Annotated in this window: 15 protein-coding genes; 10 read left to right on the top strand and 5 right to left on the bottom strand. The window is 72.1% G+C overall.

The window, feature by feature from the left end; genetic code table 11:
* The first annotated feature begins 250 nt into the window (after positions 1-250).
* Entirely contained in the window at positions 251-532 is a 282-nt protein-coding gene (locus tag BOQ63_RS03475; protein ID WP_072653357.1) for a hypothetical protein, read from the top strand.
* Positions 529-822: a hypothetical protein gene (locus BOQ63_RS03470; RefSeq protein ID WP_072653356.1), complete on the top strand. Its 294-nt coding sequence runs from the start codon at positions 529-531 to the stop codon at positions 820-822. Before BOQ63_RS03475 ends, BOQ63_RS03470 begins: the two co-directional genes overlap by 4 nt.
* Before the next feature lie 32 nt (positions 823-854).
* Here BOQ63_RS03470 and BOQ63_RS03465 read toward each other — a convergent pair whose 3' ends face one another.
* The gene (locus tag BOQ63_RS03465) at positions 855-1,007 is read right to left on the bottom strand and encodes a hypothetical protein (RefSeq protein ID WP_360467006.1); all 153 of its coding nucleotides are present in this window, start codon (positions 1,005-1,007) and stop codon (positions 855-857) included.
* 351 nt (positions 1,008-1,358) lie between these two features.
* Here BOQ63_RS03465 and BOQ63_RS03460 point away from each other — a divergent pair, with 351 nt between their 5' ends.
* The 3 genes from BOQ63_RS03460 to BOQ63_RS03450 all read left to right on the top strand — a co-directional run bounded on the left by BOQ63_RS03460 (position 1,359) and on the right by BOQ63_RS03450 (position 4,119).
* Entirely contained in the window at positions 1,359-1,673 is a 315-nt protein-coding gene (locus BOQ63_RS03460) for a barstar family protein (RefSeq protein ID WP_030555268.1), read from the top strand.
* A 904-nt stretch (positions 1,674-2,577) separates the two neighbouring features.
* Positions 2,578-3,528 (top strand): SDR family NAD(P)-dependent oxidoreductase, encoded by a 951-nt coding sequence (locus tag BOQ63_RS03455; RefSeq protein WP_079183383.1) that lies wholly within the window; start codon positions 2,578-2,580, stop codon positions 3,526-3,528.
* A 9-nt stretch (positions 3,529-3,537) separates the two neighbouring features.
* A complete protein-coding gene (locus BOQ63_RS03450; protein WP_033355760.1) occupies positions 3,538-4,119 on the top strand; it encodes a TetR/AcrR family transcriptional regulator in 582 nt (193 codons plus the stop codon).
* Between the two features lie 557 nt (positions 4,120-4,676).
* Here the strand turns inward: BOQ63_RS03450 and BOQ63_RS03445 are convergent.
* Positions 4,677-5,945, bottom strand: a complete 1,269-nt coding sequence (locus BOQ63_RS03445) for a YncE family protein (RefSeq protein ID WP_072653355.1) — start codon at positions 5,943-5,945, stop codon at positions 4,677-4,679.
* Positions 5,946-6,172: 227 nt separating this feature from the next.
* Here BOQ63_RS03445 and BOQ63_RS03440 point away from each other — a divergent pair, with 227 nt between their 5' ends.
* The 5 genes from BOQ63_RS03440 (at position 6,173) to BOQ63_RS03420 (ending at position 10,576) form a co-directional block, all read left to right on the top strand.
* Positions 6,173-6,745 carry a PH domain-containing protein gene (locus tag BOQ63_RS03440; RefSeq protein WP_072653354.1) on the top strand — a complete coding sequence of 191 codons (573 nt, stop codon included), beginning with the start codon at positions 6,173-6,175 and terminating at the stop codon, positions 6,743-6,745.
* A gap of 755 nt (positions 6,746-7,500) precedes the next feature.
* Entirely contained in the window at positions 7,501-7,887 is a 387-nt protein-coding gene (locus BOQ63_RS03435; protein ID WP_072653353.1) for a hypothetical protein, read from the top strand.
* 209 nt (positions 7,888-8,096) lie between these two features.
* A complete protein-coding gene (locus BOQ63_RS03430) occupies positions 8,097-8,492 on the top strand; it encodes an SsgA family sporulation/cell division regulator (RefSeq protein WP_359795419.1) in 396 nt (131 codons plus the stop codon).
* Between the two features lie 89 nt (positions 8,493-8,581).
* Positions 8,582-9,796 carry an aromatic acid exporter family protein gene (locus BOQ63_RS03425; protein WP_030555254.1) on the top strand — a complete coding sequence of 405 codons (1,215 nt, stop codon included), beginning with the start codon at positions 8,582-8,584 and terminating at the stop codon, positions 9,794-9,796.
* A gap of 213 nt (positions 9,797-10,009) precedes the next feature.
* The gene (locus BOQ63_RS03420) at positions 10,010-10,576 is read left to right on the top strand and encodes a hypothetical protein (protein WP_072653351.1); all 567 of its coding nucleotides are present in this window, start codon (positions 10,010-10,012) and stop codon (positions 10,574-10,576) included.
* Positions 10,577-11,649: 1,073 nt separating this feature from the next.
* On the opposite strand, the gene BOQ63_RS03415 is transcribed toward BOQ63_RS03420, so the two are convergent.
* The 3 genes from BOQ63_RS03415 to BOQ63_RS03405 all read right to left on the bottom strand — a co-directional run bounded on the left by BOQ63_RS03415 (position 11,650) and on the right by BOQ63_RS03405 (position 13,629).
* Positions 11,650-12,516 (bottom strand): NmrA family NAD(P)-binding protein, encoded by an 867-nt coding sequence (locus BOQ63_RS03415; protein ID WP_030555247.1) that lies wholly within the window; start codon positions 12,514-12,516, stop codon positions 11,650-11,652.
* A gap of 31 nt (positions 12,517-12,547) precedes the next feature.
* Positions 12,548-12,991 carry a hypothetical protein gene (locus tag BOQ63_RS03410; protein ID WP_360334195.1) on the bottom strand — a complete coding sequence of 148 codons (444 nt, stop codon included), beginning with the start codon at positions 12,989-12,991 and terminating at the stop codon, positions 12,548-12,550.
* A 119-nt stretch (positions 12,992-13,110) separates the two neighbouring features.
* Positions 13,111-13,629 carry a MarR family winged helix-turn-helix transcriptional regulator gene (locus BOQ63_RS03405; protein ID WP_030555244.1) on the bottom strand — a complete coding sequence of 173 codons (519 nt, stop codon included), beginning with the start codon at positions 13,627-13,629 and terminating at the stop codon, positions 13,111-13,113.
* Positions 13,630-13,801: the final 172 nt, after the last annotated feature.

Here is a 13,801-nt window from a genome sequence, read left to right as displayed (position 1 = left end):
GGCACGGCCCGCCACTTGCCCTGCCGACCAGCCCGGGAGCGGGCGGCAACTGCGGACCGTCACCGCCCAGGCCGGACCGTGGACGGTCCGGCCTGGGCAGTTGGCCTTCGTGAAGCGGCTGGCGTCCTTGTTGGGCAAGGCGGCCTGTCGACCCGGCCTACGCCAAGCATGGGTACCCGGGTACCACCAGGAGCCTTCGACGGGGGACACTGGTACCGGTCCAGCTCGCACGAGACGCCCGGAGGACACGGTGAGCGCAGCGCCCCTGCACGGCCACCACGATGGCCGGCAGCCCATCCCGCGTACCCAGGATGCTGTCGCCGCCGCTCTGCCGCCGGCGCAGCGGATGGAGTTCTACCGGGAGATGGGTGAGGCCGACGTCGAGGCGATCGGCGGCGTGCTGAAGCGGTGGTGGCTGCGTGCGGAGCTGTACCGCGACCCGGAGGGCGACCGGATCCACGCTGCCGTCCAGGCCGGCACGGCCCCCGGTACCTCCGCGTCCGCGGTTCTGCGTCGGTTCGGGGCCGTGTGAGCGACTTCAGTGACGTCCCCGACGACGAGCACGACCCGATCACTCTCTCCCCGGTCGTCGAGGAGTTCCTCGGCGACCCGGGCACGCCGGCCGACGTGTTCTCCGCCGTGGTGGCCTTCCTCATCGACCTGCGACAAAACGCGTTCCCCCACCTGAGCCTGCCCGTCCCGGGCCGTCCCGGAATGCACTCGGCGCCACTGCGCCGGGACCAGGGGCTCGTGGAGTACGCAGTGAACGAGGGCTCGGACCCGCCGCAGATCTATGTCTCGCGGATTCTGCGGGCTGACTGACCGTGCGAGGTGCCACGGAGGTCTGGGACTTGCTACGCGGGCACACCCAGGTGCTGAACGCGATCCGTGAGGACCAGATCGAGCAGCGCCAGACACTGACGAAGCTGGCCGAGGCGGTCGGTGCGCTGGTCGTCGGGCAGGGCGAGCGTTCTCGCGGAGCACGGCAAGGTCCTGCCGATGCCCATGACGACCCGCCACGCGATCAGGTGGGTGGTGCTGCGCGTCGACGTAGCCGGGCCGGTCGCCGGCGGTGATGCCGAGGCCGAGGGCGCTGGAGAGGTCGTCGTAGGACAGGAAAGGCGCTGGCCTTGGCGGAGTCGGCGCGGGCCGCCTGCTCGTTGTCTGACTGCCGCCCGCCGGTGAGGTCGAGGTCGAGGGGGTGACGGGCAGACGGCCGTCGGCGGGGTCGGCGGGTATGCCGTGTGCGGTGATGCCGACGTGGTTCAGGCGTCCGGCGACGATCTGGTTGACATGGTCACCCGGAGTCGGTCTACGGCCTGTCTCTTGACTGGCAGTTGGCTCGCTACTCTGCCGGGATGACGGACAACGAGCTGATCGTCGACCTTCGGGGCCGGCAGATCGAGACACTGAACGACTTCTGGGACGCAGTGAGCGAGCCCTGCGGGTTGCCGGAGTGGTTCGGCCGGAATTTGGACGCGTGGTCGGACACGATCGAGACCCGGGGCATCTCCGAGGTGATCGACAGCCACGACATCCTGGTCGTGCACGTCGACCAGCGGGGTCTCTTCGAAGGGCACCGGAGGGAAGCCGACGTCCTGGCTGACACCTTCGACGGAGAGCAGAACCAGCTCATCGTCCACGGACCGGATTGGCCTGCGGCAACGGATTGACCCGGCCCCACACCCCCCGACGGGCCTCGCCGCCGCCGGCGCGGGCGAAATCGTCGACACGGGCGTGGCGAGGTTCGTCCTCGAGACCATCGCGGCAGGCACCCCGGCGAGCACGGACCTGTTCCTGCTCGCCGCGGCACCCGTGGCCGTCCCGAACTGGCTGCGCCGCGTACGGTCTGGGCCGTGACCGGCTGACCGCGACGCTCGGGGGACGACGCGTGAATCCGCCACGACGCTGCCCCCGGGACCCCGGGGGGCCCGGCCCGGCCCGGCCCCGAGCAACTCGTAGTGGCCGCGTTGGTCTGTGACAGTGCGCCCGGCTGTCCACAGCCGGCCTCGGCCAGGGTGGCGCCATGACGACGACGAAGAAGACCACAGTGCCCCGCCAGGCCCACCCCGCCGACAGCTGGCAACTGCCCGGCGGCAGAGCTGCGCACCGTCCAGACACGGCTTCTGGTGCTGCTGGAGCGGTACGCCGACGGTCCGCTGGGTATGGACTACCGGTTCAGCCCGGAGGAGACCACCCGGCGGGCGATCGGCCTGCTCGCGGCCCTCCTGAAGGTGCCCCCCAGAGCCGTATGCCACCACGCCGGCGGCTCTCGCCGGCTCGTCGGCCGCAAGCTGCGCCAGGCGGTGAACCACCGCACGGAGGAGGAACTCTGCCCCGTGCGACGTCACGCAATTCCCCAGGTGCCCGCTCGATGTCCACGCCGCCTCGTGAGACGACCGTCGCTGCGGCAGCGCCGCACCCGCGCTCCTTGGGGCTCCGGGGCCTGGGTGCTCGCGGGGGCTTCGGCGCGGGCGGCAGGACCTCGCCTGCCACCACAAGCGGATAAGCCATCCGATTGTGCTATCGTCGCCATTAAGCGGATGACCTATCCGAATCACCGGACTGGAGGAACGCATGAGGAAGACAGCCGTGGTCACGGCCGGGACCGCCGGCATCGGCTTGGAGACGGCTCTGGGACTGGCCGCCGCCGGATTCGCGGTCACCGTGGTCGGGCGCAGCGCCGACCGAGGCGCCCGGGCGGTCGACCGGATCAACGCGGTGAATCCGGCGCGCCCTGGCCGGTTCCTGCCCGCCGACCTCGGCTCGCTCGACGGCGTGCGCGCGCTCGCCGGCCGGATAGCCGACGACCACGCCACCTCCGGCGATCCGCTGACCGTGCTGGTGAACAACGTCGGGGCGATGTTCGCGGATCGACAGGAGCTGGACGGCGTTGAGGCGTCGTTCGTCGTCAACCACCTTTCGCCGTACCTGCTGACGGAACTGCTGCTGCCCACGCTCACGGCCGGTGCGCCGAGCAGGATCGTGAACGTGACCTCGGGGGCGGTCGGTGTCGCCAAGCGGGTGTTCGACTCCGTCGAGCCGCCCGGCGGCTACTACGGCTTCCACTGGTACGGCCGCGCCAAGCTCGCGAACCTCGCCTACACGCTCGACCTGGCGTCGCGGCTTGACGGTACGGGCGTCTCGGTCTTCGCCGCCGACCCCGGAGGCGCCGCGACCGACATGACCAACGGCACCCTGACCGACCCGAAGATCGTCTCACCGGCCCTGCGGCTGCTGTGGCCGCTCGTGCGCCGCAAGTTCGAACGCTCCACCGCGGGCCCGGCATCCGAGGCCGCAAAGCCCTCCATCATCGCCGCCACCGACGAGTCCCTGGCGGGCCGGACCGGCATCGTCATCGGCGCCACGGCGCGCCCGGCGGCGCCATTGCGCACGGCCACCGACCCCCGCGTCACCGATGCCGTGCGCCGACTCAGCCGGCAGTACGCGCCCCTCGTGGCCCCGTCGCCCGTACCGGGCCCGGCCTCGCACGGGCGACGGGGCCATCCGGATGAGCCATCCGATTAGCATGTCCCCATGACGACGACACCCCTGCGCAAGGACGCGGCCCGCAACTGGGAGCGGATCGTGGCCGTCGCCCGCGAGCTGGTCGACCAGGGCACGCCGTTGCAGCTCAACGACGTCGCCCGCCGCGCCGGACTCGGAGTCGGAACCGTCTACCGCCACTTCGCCACGCCCGAGGCGCTCCTGGAGGCGGTCGCCACCCCCTGCCTGGAGGCCCTGGCCGCCCACGGCAGGCAGGCGCTGGCCGACACCGACGCCTGGCGGGCGCTGGAGAGCTTCCTGACCCGCACCGTCGAGGCGCAGGTCACCGACGCCTCCGTGGCGCCGGTCGCCGCCGCTTCCGTCGACGCCCTGCCGCGCACCACGGAACTCAAGGAGTCCCTGTGGTCCACAGGCACCGCACTCCTCGACCGGGCCCGCGCCGCCGGGGCGGTCCGCCCCGACCTGGCCGCAGCCGATCTGGTCCCGCTCATGTGCGGCATCGCCTACGCCGTAGACGTACACGGCAGCGCCCCCGCAGACCGGATCGACACCGCGCACCGCTACCTGGCCGCATTGCTCGGCGGCCTGCGAGCCACGCCGACAACGGTGTGAGATCCCCCTCTGCCGCGGCCCGGGGGATCCTTGCGCCCAGCGGTGACACCGGGCGCTCCCGCGCACGTCCACGACCGGCTTCCCCTTGGGGAATCGTGACCACAGGGGTGGAAAATTCCGGGCTCTGTCGCTGATCGTGTGACGGCTCCACCTGGCCTGAGTGCCTCGGGCCCGGTATCTCTGCCCCACGGGGTGCATGAGGTGGACCGGGTCGCCGGTGTGGCGGGCCTCGTCGAGGATGCGGTCGCGGCGCAGGTGCCGGCCCGAGACGCCGGCGGCGGTGCAGAGGTCGACTGTCCGTCCCGTCAGCCACGACGGGTCAACGACCCGCCCGCCCCGACGGGAACTCCGTGTCCCCCGACCGGAGTCCCAGGCGGACCGCCCCGGCAGGCCCGGCGGGCGGCCCGGCGTGAGGTCCCATGACGTGGCCGAGCCGCCCGACTTCGAGGCGATCGCCGACGCGCTCCACGTCCTGCCCCCGCCCGAGTTCACCGGGGCCCGGGACGAACGCGCCGCCACGCCGAAGAGGACGGACGCTCCGCCACGGGCTCGGCACGCTACGGCCTCGTGGGCCCGGTCCAGCCGGTGGGGACGTGGCCGAGGCGGACACGCTGGGGGTGGCGGCCGACGGCGACCGAGGCGGTCTTGCGGCCGGTCGCGAAGTCGATGGCGGTGACCTGGTCCGCGCCGCTCTCCGAGATCAGACAGGACTTGCCGTCCCCGCTCACCGTCGCCCAGTACGGTTTGGACGCGGGCACCAGCGGCCCCTCCTGGAGGGTGGCGCGGTCGACCACCGTCGCGTAGTCGTCCACGGTGCCCGCGACGCAGATCCGGTCGCCCGACGGGCTCATCGACAGGCCGTGGTGGCGGGAGTCGTTGGGCCAGGTGGTGCGGTCGGTACTGGCGGCCGGGTCGACCGGGAGGGTCTTCACCCGGGTGATCCGGTCGGCGGCCACGTCGTACTCCAGGAATCCGTTGAAGAAGGACACCTGGAAGTAGAGCCGGGTGCCGTCCGGGGAGAAGACGGCGGGCCGGACGGCGTTGGAGAGGCCGCCGAGGCCGGCGTCGTCGAGGCGCTTGCGCATGTCGATCTCGCGGATCGGGGTGAGGGTGGCCGCGTCGACGACGGTGATGTGCCGGTCGCCCTTCGTCCAGTCCAACCAGGGCGCGTCCAGGGCGGTTTCGACGTTGCCGATGGACATGTTCCACAGCTGCCGGCCGCCGTCGGTGAAGATGTTCTCGTGCGGCTTGTCCCCGGTGCGGAACGAGCCGAGTTCGGCGCCGGTGCGGACGTCCAGGACGTGCACGGTGTTGGCGGTGGAGGCGGAGACCGCCACCCGGGTGCCGTCGGGCGAGAGCGCCATGTGGTCGGCGCGGTAACCCGCCACAGGGAAGCGCCAGTTGACCCGCCCGGTGGCGAGGTCGAGGGAGACCACGTCGGCGAAGCTGGGCCGGGAGACGACCACGGCGGTGCCGTCCGGCGTGCTGTACATGTCGTCGACGAACTGGTCGTGGCCCTCACCGGGGCCGAGCCTGATGCCGAGGAAGTAGCCGAGCTTGACGGGGTTGAGGTAGATCTCGGCGAGCCGCTGGTCCTTGTCGGGGATGACGTCGATCCGTCCGACCTTGCTGAGGGCGCCGGAGGATTCGATCACGTCGGCGGTGCCGTCCCAGTTGTTGCCGACGAACATCACCTCCCGTAGCGCCGGGGTGGCTCCGGGGGCGGCGCTGCTGGTGGCGGCGGCCGGGGCGAGCAGGCCGAGCGCGACCGCGAGGGTGCAGAGGGATCGGACGCCGAGTCGGCGCCGGGGACCTGTCCTGGACATCGTCGCTCCTTCGTGGGGGTGGCACGACGGGTTGTGAGACGGTCTGTCAGCTTGCGCCATTCGACGGTAGGGAGGGGTCCGGTCCGCTGGCAAGACGTCGGCGGCCGACGCGTTCGCGGTGGGGCCGTCCGCCCGTCGCCGCCGGCCGGTCCGCCGGTCTCCCGCCCACCGCACGGAAACCGTGAAACCCCCTGGTCCGGACCTGGGCTCGGGCGTAGTGTGCGCCTGTGAACGAACTGATCTTCCGGGGGAAAGACCTGTTCCGTCCTTCGTGGTCGAACTTCCTCCCGCTCCTCCTCGTGCTCACGGCCCAGCTCGTCTTCGGCGGGATGAACCTCGGCGCCTGGCCCACGTTCTGGATGGTCCTCGTGACCGTCGCGCTCTGCGTGCCGGCCGCCGTCCTGAGTTGGCGCTCCTGGAGCCGGGTCGGCGCCGATGGTGTCAGCGTCTGCTGGGGTTTCGGGCGCGGCCGGACGTACCCGTGGCAGGAGATCCGATGGGTCGACGTCCGGGAGACCAGGAGCAACGGCTCGATGGCGTACGCGGCGCGGGTCTTCCTGACCGACGGGCGGCGCCGCTCGCTGCCGGGCCTCCAGTCCAGCCGGCTGTACCCGTCCGCGGACTTCGACACGGACTTCCAGCGACTGGTGAACTGGTGGGAGTACAGCACGCACCCGACGCAGCGGGTGAAGCCGGCGAAGCGGCTCCGGGACCGGGTGACGCCCACCGTGGCGGGCGTCCTGCTCGGATTCCTGACCTCCGCGGTGATCCTCGTCGTCGTCATCCTGCGGCAGCCGTAGCGGGCTTGACCGCTCGCTGAGTCGCAGAATCGATTCGGCCCCGGCCCCCCCACGAGGGGAGCCGGGGCCGAGGTGCGTCCGGGCCGCCTGCCGCCGGTACCGTCGGGTCACTGCCCCGGGTAGCCCGGCTTGCCGCCGTAGGGCGCCCCCTCCGGCAGGTCGCCGGCGAGCGCATCGCCGTGGTTGTAGCAGGCTGCTTCGGTGGTCACGGTGGTCGATCCGGCAGTCGCTGTGGCCAGCGGAGTCGGCTTCTCGGCGTGAGCGGGCGCTGCCAGAGCTGCAACGACTGCCGCGGTACCAATGACGGCGGCGGTGAAACGGATGTTCATACCGTGATCAACGTCTGTCGGCATGGGCAGGTACCCCCCGGCCGGGGACGAGGGGATCTCGCCGACGGCCGGCGGGGTGCGCGGTTGGCGATTTCGGGGAACCGCACGTGTTCGCGGAGTTGTTCGTGCTCGCTGCCGACGACCTGACACCGTACGGTGACCACCGACGCTTGCGCCGGGCCGGTCCGCGTGCGGATGTGCGCGGTCCTGATCCATGACGCCTTTGCCTGATCCGCTGCGAACGGCCGGATTCGTCATCCCCGCCCCGTATTCCCTGCCCCGCCTTCCCGATGGGCATGACATACCCCACAGCAAAAATGTACAACTTTCAACATGTTTCCGGTAGCGTCGTTCTTGCCCCACCACAGCGGGGTGCCGCCCGGGGCCATCACCCCACGGCTCCGGGCCGATCACGGAGGAAAGATCATGAACAAGTCCGTCGGACGCCGGGCCGCCACCGCGGCCGCCGCGCTCGCCGCGACGCTCGGTGGGCTGCTGCTCGCAGGCGGCACCGCCTCGGCCGCACCGCTTCAGGCCGTCCACCACGACACCACCGTCTCCGTCTCCTCGGCGGCCTTCCAGGTCCGCGATGACGAGGTCGACCATTCCGACCGCTTCGACCGCTACGGCGGCGGGCACGCGAGCCGCTGGGACGGCCACCGCTCCTGGGAGCGTCAGGGCAGCTACTGGTACAGCAATGACCACGGCCACCGGTACCGCTACGACGGCCACCGGTTCTACCGGTGGGACAACGGCTGGCAGATCATCCAGGTCATCAACGTGTACGGGTTCAACCCGCACGTCTTCCGCTGACCTGCGACGACTCGGGGGAGAGTGCGCCCAGTTCGGTGCCGGCACACCGCGCGGCTCCCGGCCGCCCTCTCGCGCCGCCGCCCGGCCGGACACCGGCGTCCGGCCGGGCGGCGGCGCCCACGGCCGGGCCGCTCGCATCCGCCCGTCAGGGGGACGCCACCCACACAGGGAGTCATGCCGTGAACGGCTGTGCAGATCAAATGCTCGACATGGAACTCCTGCTCCCCTCGGGGGAACCGGTCACACTGCCGACCCTCCTGTCCTACCGCTCCCACGACCCGCTCGCCGTACGCATCGTCTTCCATACCGACGGGGACGGCCAGGTCCTCTGGGTCTTCGCCCGCGACCTGTTGGCGCAGGGCCTGCGCAGGCCCAGCGGGCAAGGGGACGTACAGGTCTGGCCGGGAGCAGTCGGAGCGGTCGGCCATGAGGAGGTACTGAACCTCGCCCTCTCCTCGCGGGAGGGGACCGCCTGGCTCCGGGCTCCGCTCCACGGGGTGGCCGAGTGGCTGGAGCGCACCTACCGGCTGGTACCCGCCGGCCGGGAAACCGACGGCCACGACCTGGACGCCGAGCTGTCGCGGCTGCTGCCGGGTACTGCCTGAGGCCCTGGCCGCTTCCCGCCAGCGGCCCGACGACCCCGGCGGGGACACCGCCGCAACAAGTGAGCAGTAGACGGAGCAGGAGGACAGAGATGAGAGCCCCGGCCTTCGTGCCGCGTCCGGCCGCCATCGTCCGGTGGCGGGAGGCGCCAAGCCGCACCCTGCGGCTGCCGCGTGCGCCCTGGTTGTCGCTCCCGGAATGGTCGACCACCGCCCTCACCCGCAGTGTCAAGGGACTCATGGCGGCCCTCCTCGCCTGGCAGACCGCGTCGTGGTGGCTCCCCGGGCACCAGCAGTACCTCGCCGTGGCCACCGCCCTGGCCATGGTCAACGCCCCGACCATCTACCGATCGGTGACGCAGGCGCTGCGCAGCGTAGCCGCCCGGGCCGCGGGGCTGTCACTGGCCGTGGTCGTCGTGTGGCTGCTCGGCCCAGCCGCGGGAAGCATCGCCGCGATCCCGGCCATCGCACTGGTCGCCGGAGGCCGCCGGGGCTCCGACAGCCGCCTGCAGATCGCCTCGACGGCGACGCTCACCCTGGCAGCGGCGACGGCCTTCCCCGTGGGCCACGTCATCACCCTGACCCTGGCCGCCCTCACCGGCGCGGCCGCCGGCATCGCGGTCAACGCCCTCATCCTTCCGCCCGTGCACCTCGGCGCCTCCGACGCCTCGGTACGCGAACTCGCCGCGGCCATGGGAGAACTGCTCGGCGACATGGGCCGCGGACTGCGTGAACGGCAGCACGCCGACCGCGCCCACCTGTGGCTCGAGCGGGGCAGACGCCTCGACGCCCTGGCACTCCAGGCAGAGGAGGACCTGCGCCAGAGCCAGGAGAGCCTGCGCTGGAACACGCGGTGCATCGTCCACGGACAACAGGAGCCGACGGACCACAGCAAGGCGCTGCGCGCCCTGCACCGGGTCTCCTTCCAGGTCCGGGGCATCGCACGGACACTGGCCGACACCGTCGACGACCGGCCCACCGGCCACGACCTGAACCGACTCTTCCTCGACCGGTACGCGGCGACCCTGGAAACGGCGGAACGGGCGATGGAGTCGTTCGCCGCCCCCGGGCATGCCGCCGGCCCCGGTCTCGACAGCTTCTGCGGGCCGCTGCGCCGCGCGATCGACGACGCCACGACCTGGCACAGGACGATGACCGAAGAGATCAGGCACGGCACGCTGGCCGAACCGGGCGCCTGGCACGTCTACGGATCGCTGATCACCGACATCGAACGCCTGCTCGCCGACCTGGAACGCGCGAACCGACCCGCCCCGACCACGCCCGGGCCCCGTCCCCGCCCCTCGTGAAGCGCCCGGCTCGAATCCGTTCGAGCTCGCCCTGGTTCATCACGATTACTTCACTTCATCAACTTCGTTCCATCACTTGACGCTCGAATTCGCGGCCAATACGGTGGTTGGTGTTGGTTGAAGTTTCAACATCGCTCTTCGATCGACGGAGTGCCCCCTCCTCCGGCCTGTGCCGAACGCAGCCAGGCATCCGATAGCCCCGAAGGAAGAAACATGAACCGCACGACCACGCGACGGGCCGCCACCGCGACGATCTCCCTCCTCCTCGCCAGCGCCGCCGCCCTCGGCGTCTCCGGCCAGGCCATGGCCGCCCCCGCCCCCGTCCCCGCGGCGGCCGCGCCCTCGCACCCGTCGTCGTCATCCGCCGCCACCGCCGACACCGGCCTCCGGATCGCCTCGCTGCCCGCCCAGCGGATCGCCGCCGACCACCGCCCGCACGAGTTCACCGTCCGCTACGCCGGCGACACCCGCCTCGCCCAGGCCCAGCAGATCCTCGTCCTCTCCCCCGAACACGGCCCCTACCTCCAGAGCGAAGACATCCGCCTGGAGTGGTTCGACGACGCAACCCGGCACTGGGAGCCCGCGGCCCTGGACTCGCAGACCGGCACCCTCTACACCCGGATCCCGCTCACCGGCCGCATCCTCACCCAAGGCAGTGACACGGCCATCCGCTACCGGATCACCCTCCAGCACGACCTGCCCACCGCACCGCGGCACCTGACCGTACAGCCCCGCACCATCCTCTACACCGCACCGCAGACCACCGGGAACCAGGCGTAACCGAAGGCGTCACCCCGCCGCACTCCCACCGCAGCGCGCGGACCGAGGACAGCGCCACCTCCGGCACCCCGATCACACCGGGCCAAGCCCTGCGACCGGGCGCGGGCGTGCGGCCGACGGACTTCGCCGACCCGCCGACCCGCTTCCCGCCGATCGTGGCGCGAACGCCCCTCCTCGACCGGGACGCGGGGTTCCTCCGCAGCATCCGCCTCCTCTGCGCGGGCTTCGCCACCTCGATCGAGGAGTCGCCCGGCCCGCCTCCAGCGGAATGAGAATCCGACGACACGGATGAGATCGAGTGAGCATCCGCCGCCCCCACGTGCGGCAGGAGAGTCATCCCAGCCCCGGAAGCCGGGTCGGTGAGGCGCAGGCGGCCGGGCCCCGGGGAACGCGGGAGAAGCGTTCCGCGGAACCCGGCCGTGGCAGGCCGGGCACGCCGGGGGCACCCCGGGGCACGGCGTGGCTGCGTTGGCCGGCGGCCCGGTGGTGCCGTGGTGGGCCGCCGTGCCGGGAATGCTAGCCCCCGAGCGCGATGGTGAAAAGGGCCGCGATCTGCGATCTTTCGGCCGCGAACACGCCATCTCGAGGAGTCCGGTCCCCTGGGCGGCGCCGGGGGACCCGAACCGGTCCCCGGCGCGAGACCGGTTGAAACTGGCGCCACCACAGCCGTGGCCGGCGGCCCGGGCGGAACCACGCGCAACACCTTCCGCTCCCGCAAACGCACTGGTGCGGGCCCGCACGGCCGCGGCCTACAGCGGTCATCGCGGGGGACGGCACCGCGAGGGGAGCGCTGGATCGACGACACCGGTGTCTTCACGGTCACGGCCCGGGACGGTCTGGCCGGGCCGGTGCTGGCACGTGCGCAGGCCGGCCGCTGGCGGCCGGCCTGGTCTGTCGCGTGTCCGGGGCAGGCACGGGTTCGTCGGCAACATCCTGCTGCTGCAGAACCTTCGAGACCCCGCCACCGCCGATCCCCGGGTGCGTGGCCCGTTCACCGCGTTCCTGCTCACCGGCCGGCTGCCCGGCTGGCTGCCCGGCTGGCCCGGAGCCTCGGCGGACGGGCGCGTCCGGGCTCAGCGGAAGGCGTCGAGGTGTTCGCGCAGGAACGCCTCCAGGGTGCGCGGCTCACGCCCGGTCAGCCGGGTGGCGGTGTCGTCCGGGCTCTCCGGGCGGAGCACGGCGAGCTGCTGGATCTCCACCACATGGGCGGCCAGCCAGGCGGGCATCCCGGCCCGCTCCACCAGGTGCGCGTGGAACAGGGCCGGCGGCAGGTCGAGGTAGTTGACCGGTCGGCCGATCAACTCGCTCAGCAAGGCGGTGAGTTCGGGGTAGCTGTACGCCCGTCCACCGGTCAGCGGGTACGTGCCGCCGGCGAGCTCGGGGCGGGTGAGGACGGCCGCCGCCGCGTCGCCGATGTCGCGGCAGTCGATGTAGTTGCAGGGCGCGTCGCCCATCGCTCCGTGCATCAGGCCGGCGTGGGCGACACCGGGTGCGAGCAGGAGCAGCTTCTGCATGAACGCGTAGGGCCGCAGGACCGTCGCGGTGACGCCGGATGCCCGCAGGTACTGTTCGATGCGGTGGTGGCCGCGCGAGACGGCGACGGGAGAGTCCGGTTCGGCGGCCGGGGCGGACACCTTGACGATGTGGTCGATGCCTGCCGCCAGCGCCTGGTCGACGACGCGCAGCTCGTGCTCGACCTGGTGGGGGCCGTTGGCCATGGTGAGGAAGAGCTGCCTTGCGCCGTGGAACGCCGCGCGCAGGGATACGGGGTCGCCCGCGTCGGCGGGCACCGCCTCCACGAGGTGGCGGGTGCGCCCGTCCAGGCCTCCGAGCAGGCGGTCCGGGTCCCGGCTGAGCGCCCGTGCCGGAACGCCGAGGCCGGTCAGACTGCGCAGGGTGGCACCGCCGGTGGCGCCGGATGCTCCCATGATGACGATCATGTCGTGTTCCTTCGGGATGGGTGGGGGTTCGTCAGGGGTGACGGCGGGTGCCGCGCCAGCGCCAGGTGATCATGGTCGCGGCGATGGTGGCGGAGATCGGCAGGTCGAGGCGGAGCCGGGCGGGCCAGGGGCTGCCGGCCAGCGCCGGAACGTCCGGCAGCCAGCGCGCGCCCGCCCAGCCGAGCAGGGCCGCGAGCACGGCGGCACCGAGTCCCGCCCCGGCCGCCAGCGGCAGGCGTGGCGCGCGGGCCGCCCAGGAGCCGTCCGGACGACGCCGCAACCTGGCGCCGAGGGCGCCGGCGACCACGGCCGACGTGCCGGCGATGGTGGTGAGGGCCGCGATCACCAGCTGCGGCTGACCGCTGGCCACTCCGCCGGCCGCGGCCATGACGGCCGGCATGGCGTAGGCGACCAGCACCTCGCGCCACAGGACGAACGGGGGTGGTGAGCCGGCTGATCGGTGTTTCGTGGACATGGACCTTCCAAAGTGATTAGGTAGCTAACTATTAATGCTTAGATGCCTAACTATATGGCCGTGAAAAAGGCGGCGGGCGGCACCCTGGGGAAGCGTGCCGACCCGCCGTGGGGCGTGTGTCAGTCGGCGGTCAGTGCGTCCATGCCGTCGACCAGCCTGGCGAGCAGGTCGAGGAACACCGCCCGCTCCTCGGGCGAGAGCCCGCCGACCATCGCCTGCATCCGCCGGTAGTGCTCGGGGGCCAGTTCGCGCAGGCGCTGGGCACCGCGCGCGGTCAGGATGACCACGTTGCCCCGCCCGTCCTCGACCGCCGGCCGGCGGGCGACCAGACCCTCGCGCTCCAGGCCGTCGACCAGCCCGGTCACGGTCGCCCGTGAGACGCCGAGACTGGCGGCCAGCTGGGAGGGCGACTTCTCGCCGCCGTGGTCCTCCAGGTCGGCCAGCAGCCGGTAGCGCCCGGTGGACAGGCCGAATCGCGCGAAGTGCGCCTCCCCCGCCTGGCCGAGCCGGGCACCCGCGGCCATGAGTCGCGCCGCCACCAGGACCGCCTGCGGATCGGCCGTGAGGCCGTACCGGGCGATCTGCCGGCGGGCCTGGTCGAGACTGGGGGCGCCGTGCGCCGCGTCCTGCTGTGCCATGCAAGTAATATGGCGCCTAATCAGTTTCCTGTCAAACGTCTTCCGTGAGGCCGTCCGCCCGCCGGTCCCGCCGAGCGGCCGGGGCCCGGCCGGCGTCATGGGCGGCCTGCAGCCAGGTGAGGAACTCACAGGCGAAGTGCCACTGGTGGGCCCGGACGGTGAACTACTGCAC

It is taken from the genome of Streptomyces viridifaciens, assembly GCF_001888885.2.
Classification (GTDB): Bacteria; Actinomycetota; Actinomycetes; order Streptomycetales; family Streptomycetaceae; genus Kitasatospora; species Kitasatospora aureofaciens.
The sequence above is the reverse complement of the archived record's forward strand: the minus strand, read 5'-3'. Positions and strand labels throughout refer to the sequence as shown.

Coding starts and splice junctions, on each gene's coding strand:
- BOQ63_RS03465 (WP_360467006.1), bottom strand. CDS start 1,007: ATGGGCATCGGCAGGACCTTGCCGTGCTCCGCGAGAACGCTCGCCCTG.
- BOQ63_RS03460 (WP_030555268.1), top strand. CDS start 1,359: ATGACGGACAACGAGCTGATCGTCGACCTTCGGGGCCGGCAGATCGAG.
- BOQ63_RS03455 (WP_079183383.1), top strand. CDS start 2,578: ATGAGGAAGACAGCCGTGGTCACGGCCGGGACCGCCGGCATCGGCTTG.
- BOQ63_RS03450 (WP_033355760.1), top strand. CDS start 3,538: ATGACGACGACACCCCTGCGCAAGGACGCGGCCCGCAACTGGGAGCGG.
- BOQ63_RS03445 (WP_072653355.1), bottom strand. CDS start 5,945: ATGTCCAGGACAGGTCCCCGGCGCCGACTCGGCGTCCGATCCCTCTGC.
- BOQ63_RS03435 (WP_072653353.1), top strand. CDS start 7,501: ATGAACAAGTCCGTCGGACGCCGGGCCGCCACCGCGGCCGCCGCGCTC.
- BOQ63_RS03430 (WP_359795419.1), top strand. CDS start 8,097: ATGGAACTCCTGCTCCCCTCGGGGGAACCGGTCACACTGCCGACCCTC.
- BOQ63_RS03425 (WP_030555254.1), top strand. CDS start 8,582: ATGAGAGCCCCGGCCTTCGTGCCGCGTCCGGCCGCCATCGTCCGGTGG.
- BOQ63_RS03420 (WP_072653351.1), top strand. CDS start 10,010: ATGAACCGCACGACCACGCGACGGGCCGCCACCGCGACGATCTCCCTC.
- BOQ63_RS03415 (WP_030555247.1), bottom strand. CDS start 12,516: ATGATCGTCATCATGGGAGCATCCGGCGCCACCGGCGGTGCCACCCTG.
- BOQ63_RS03410 (WP_360334195.1), bottom strand. CDS start 12,991: ATGTCCACGAAACACCGATCAGCCGGCTCACCACCCCCGTTCGTCCTG.
- BOQ63_RS03405 (WP_030555244.1), bottom strand. CDS start 13,629: ATGGCACAGCAGGACGCGGCGCACGGCGCCCCCAGTCTCGACCAGGCC.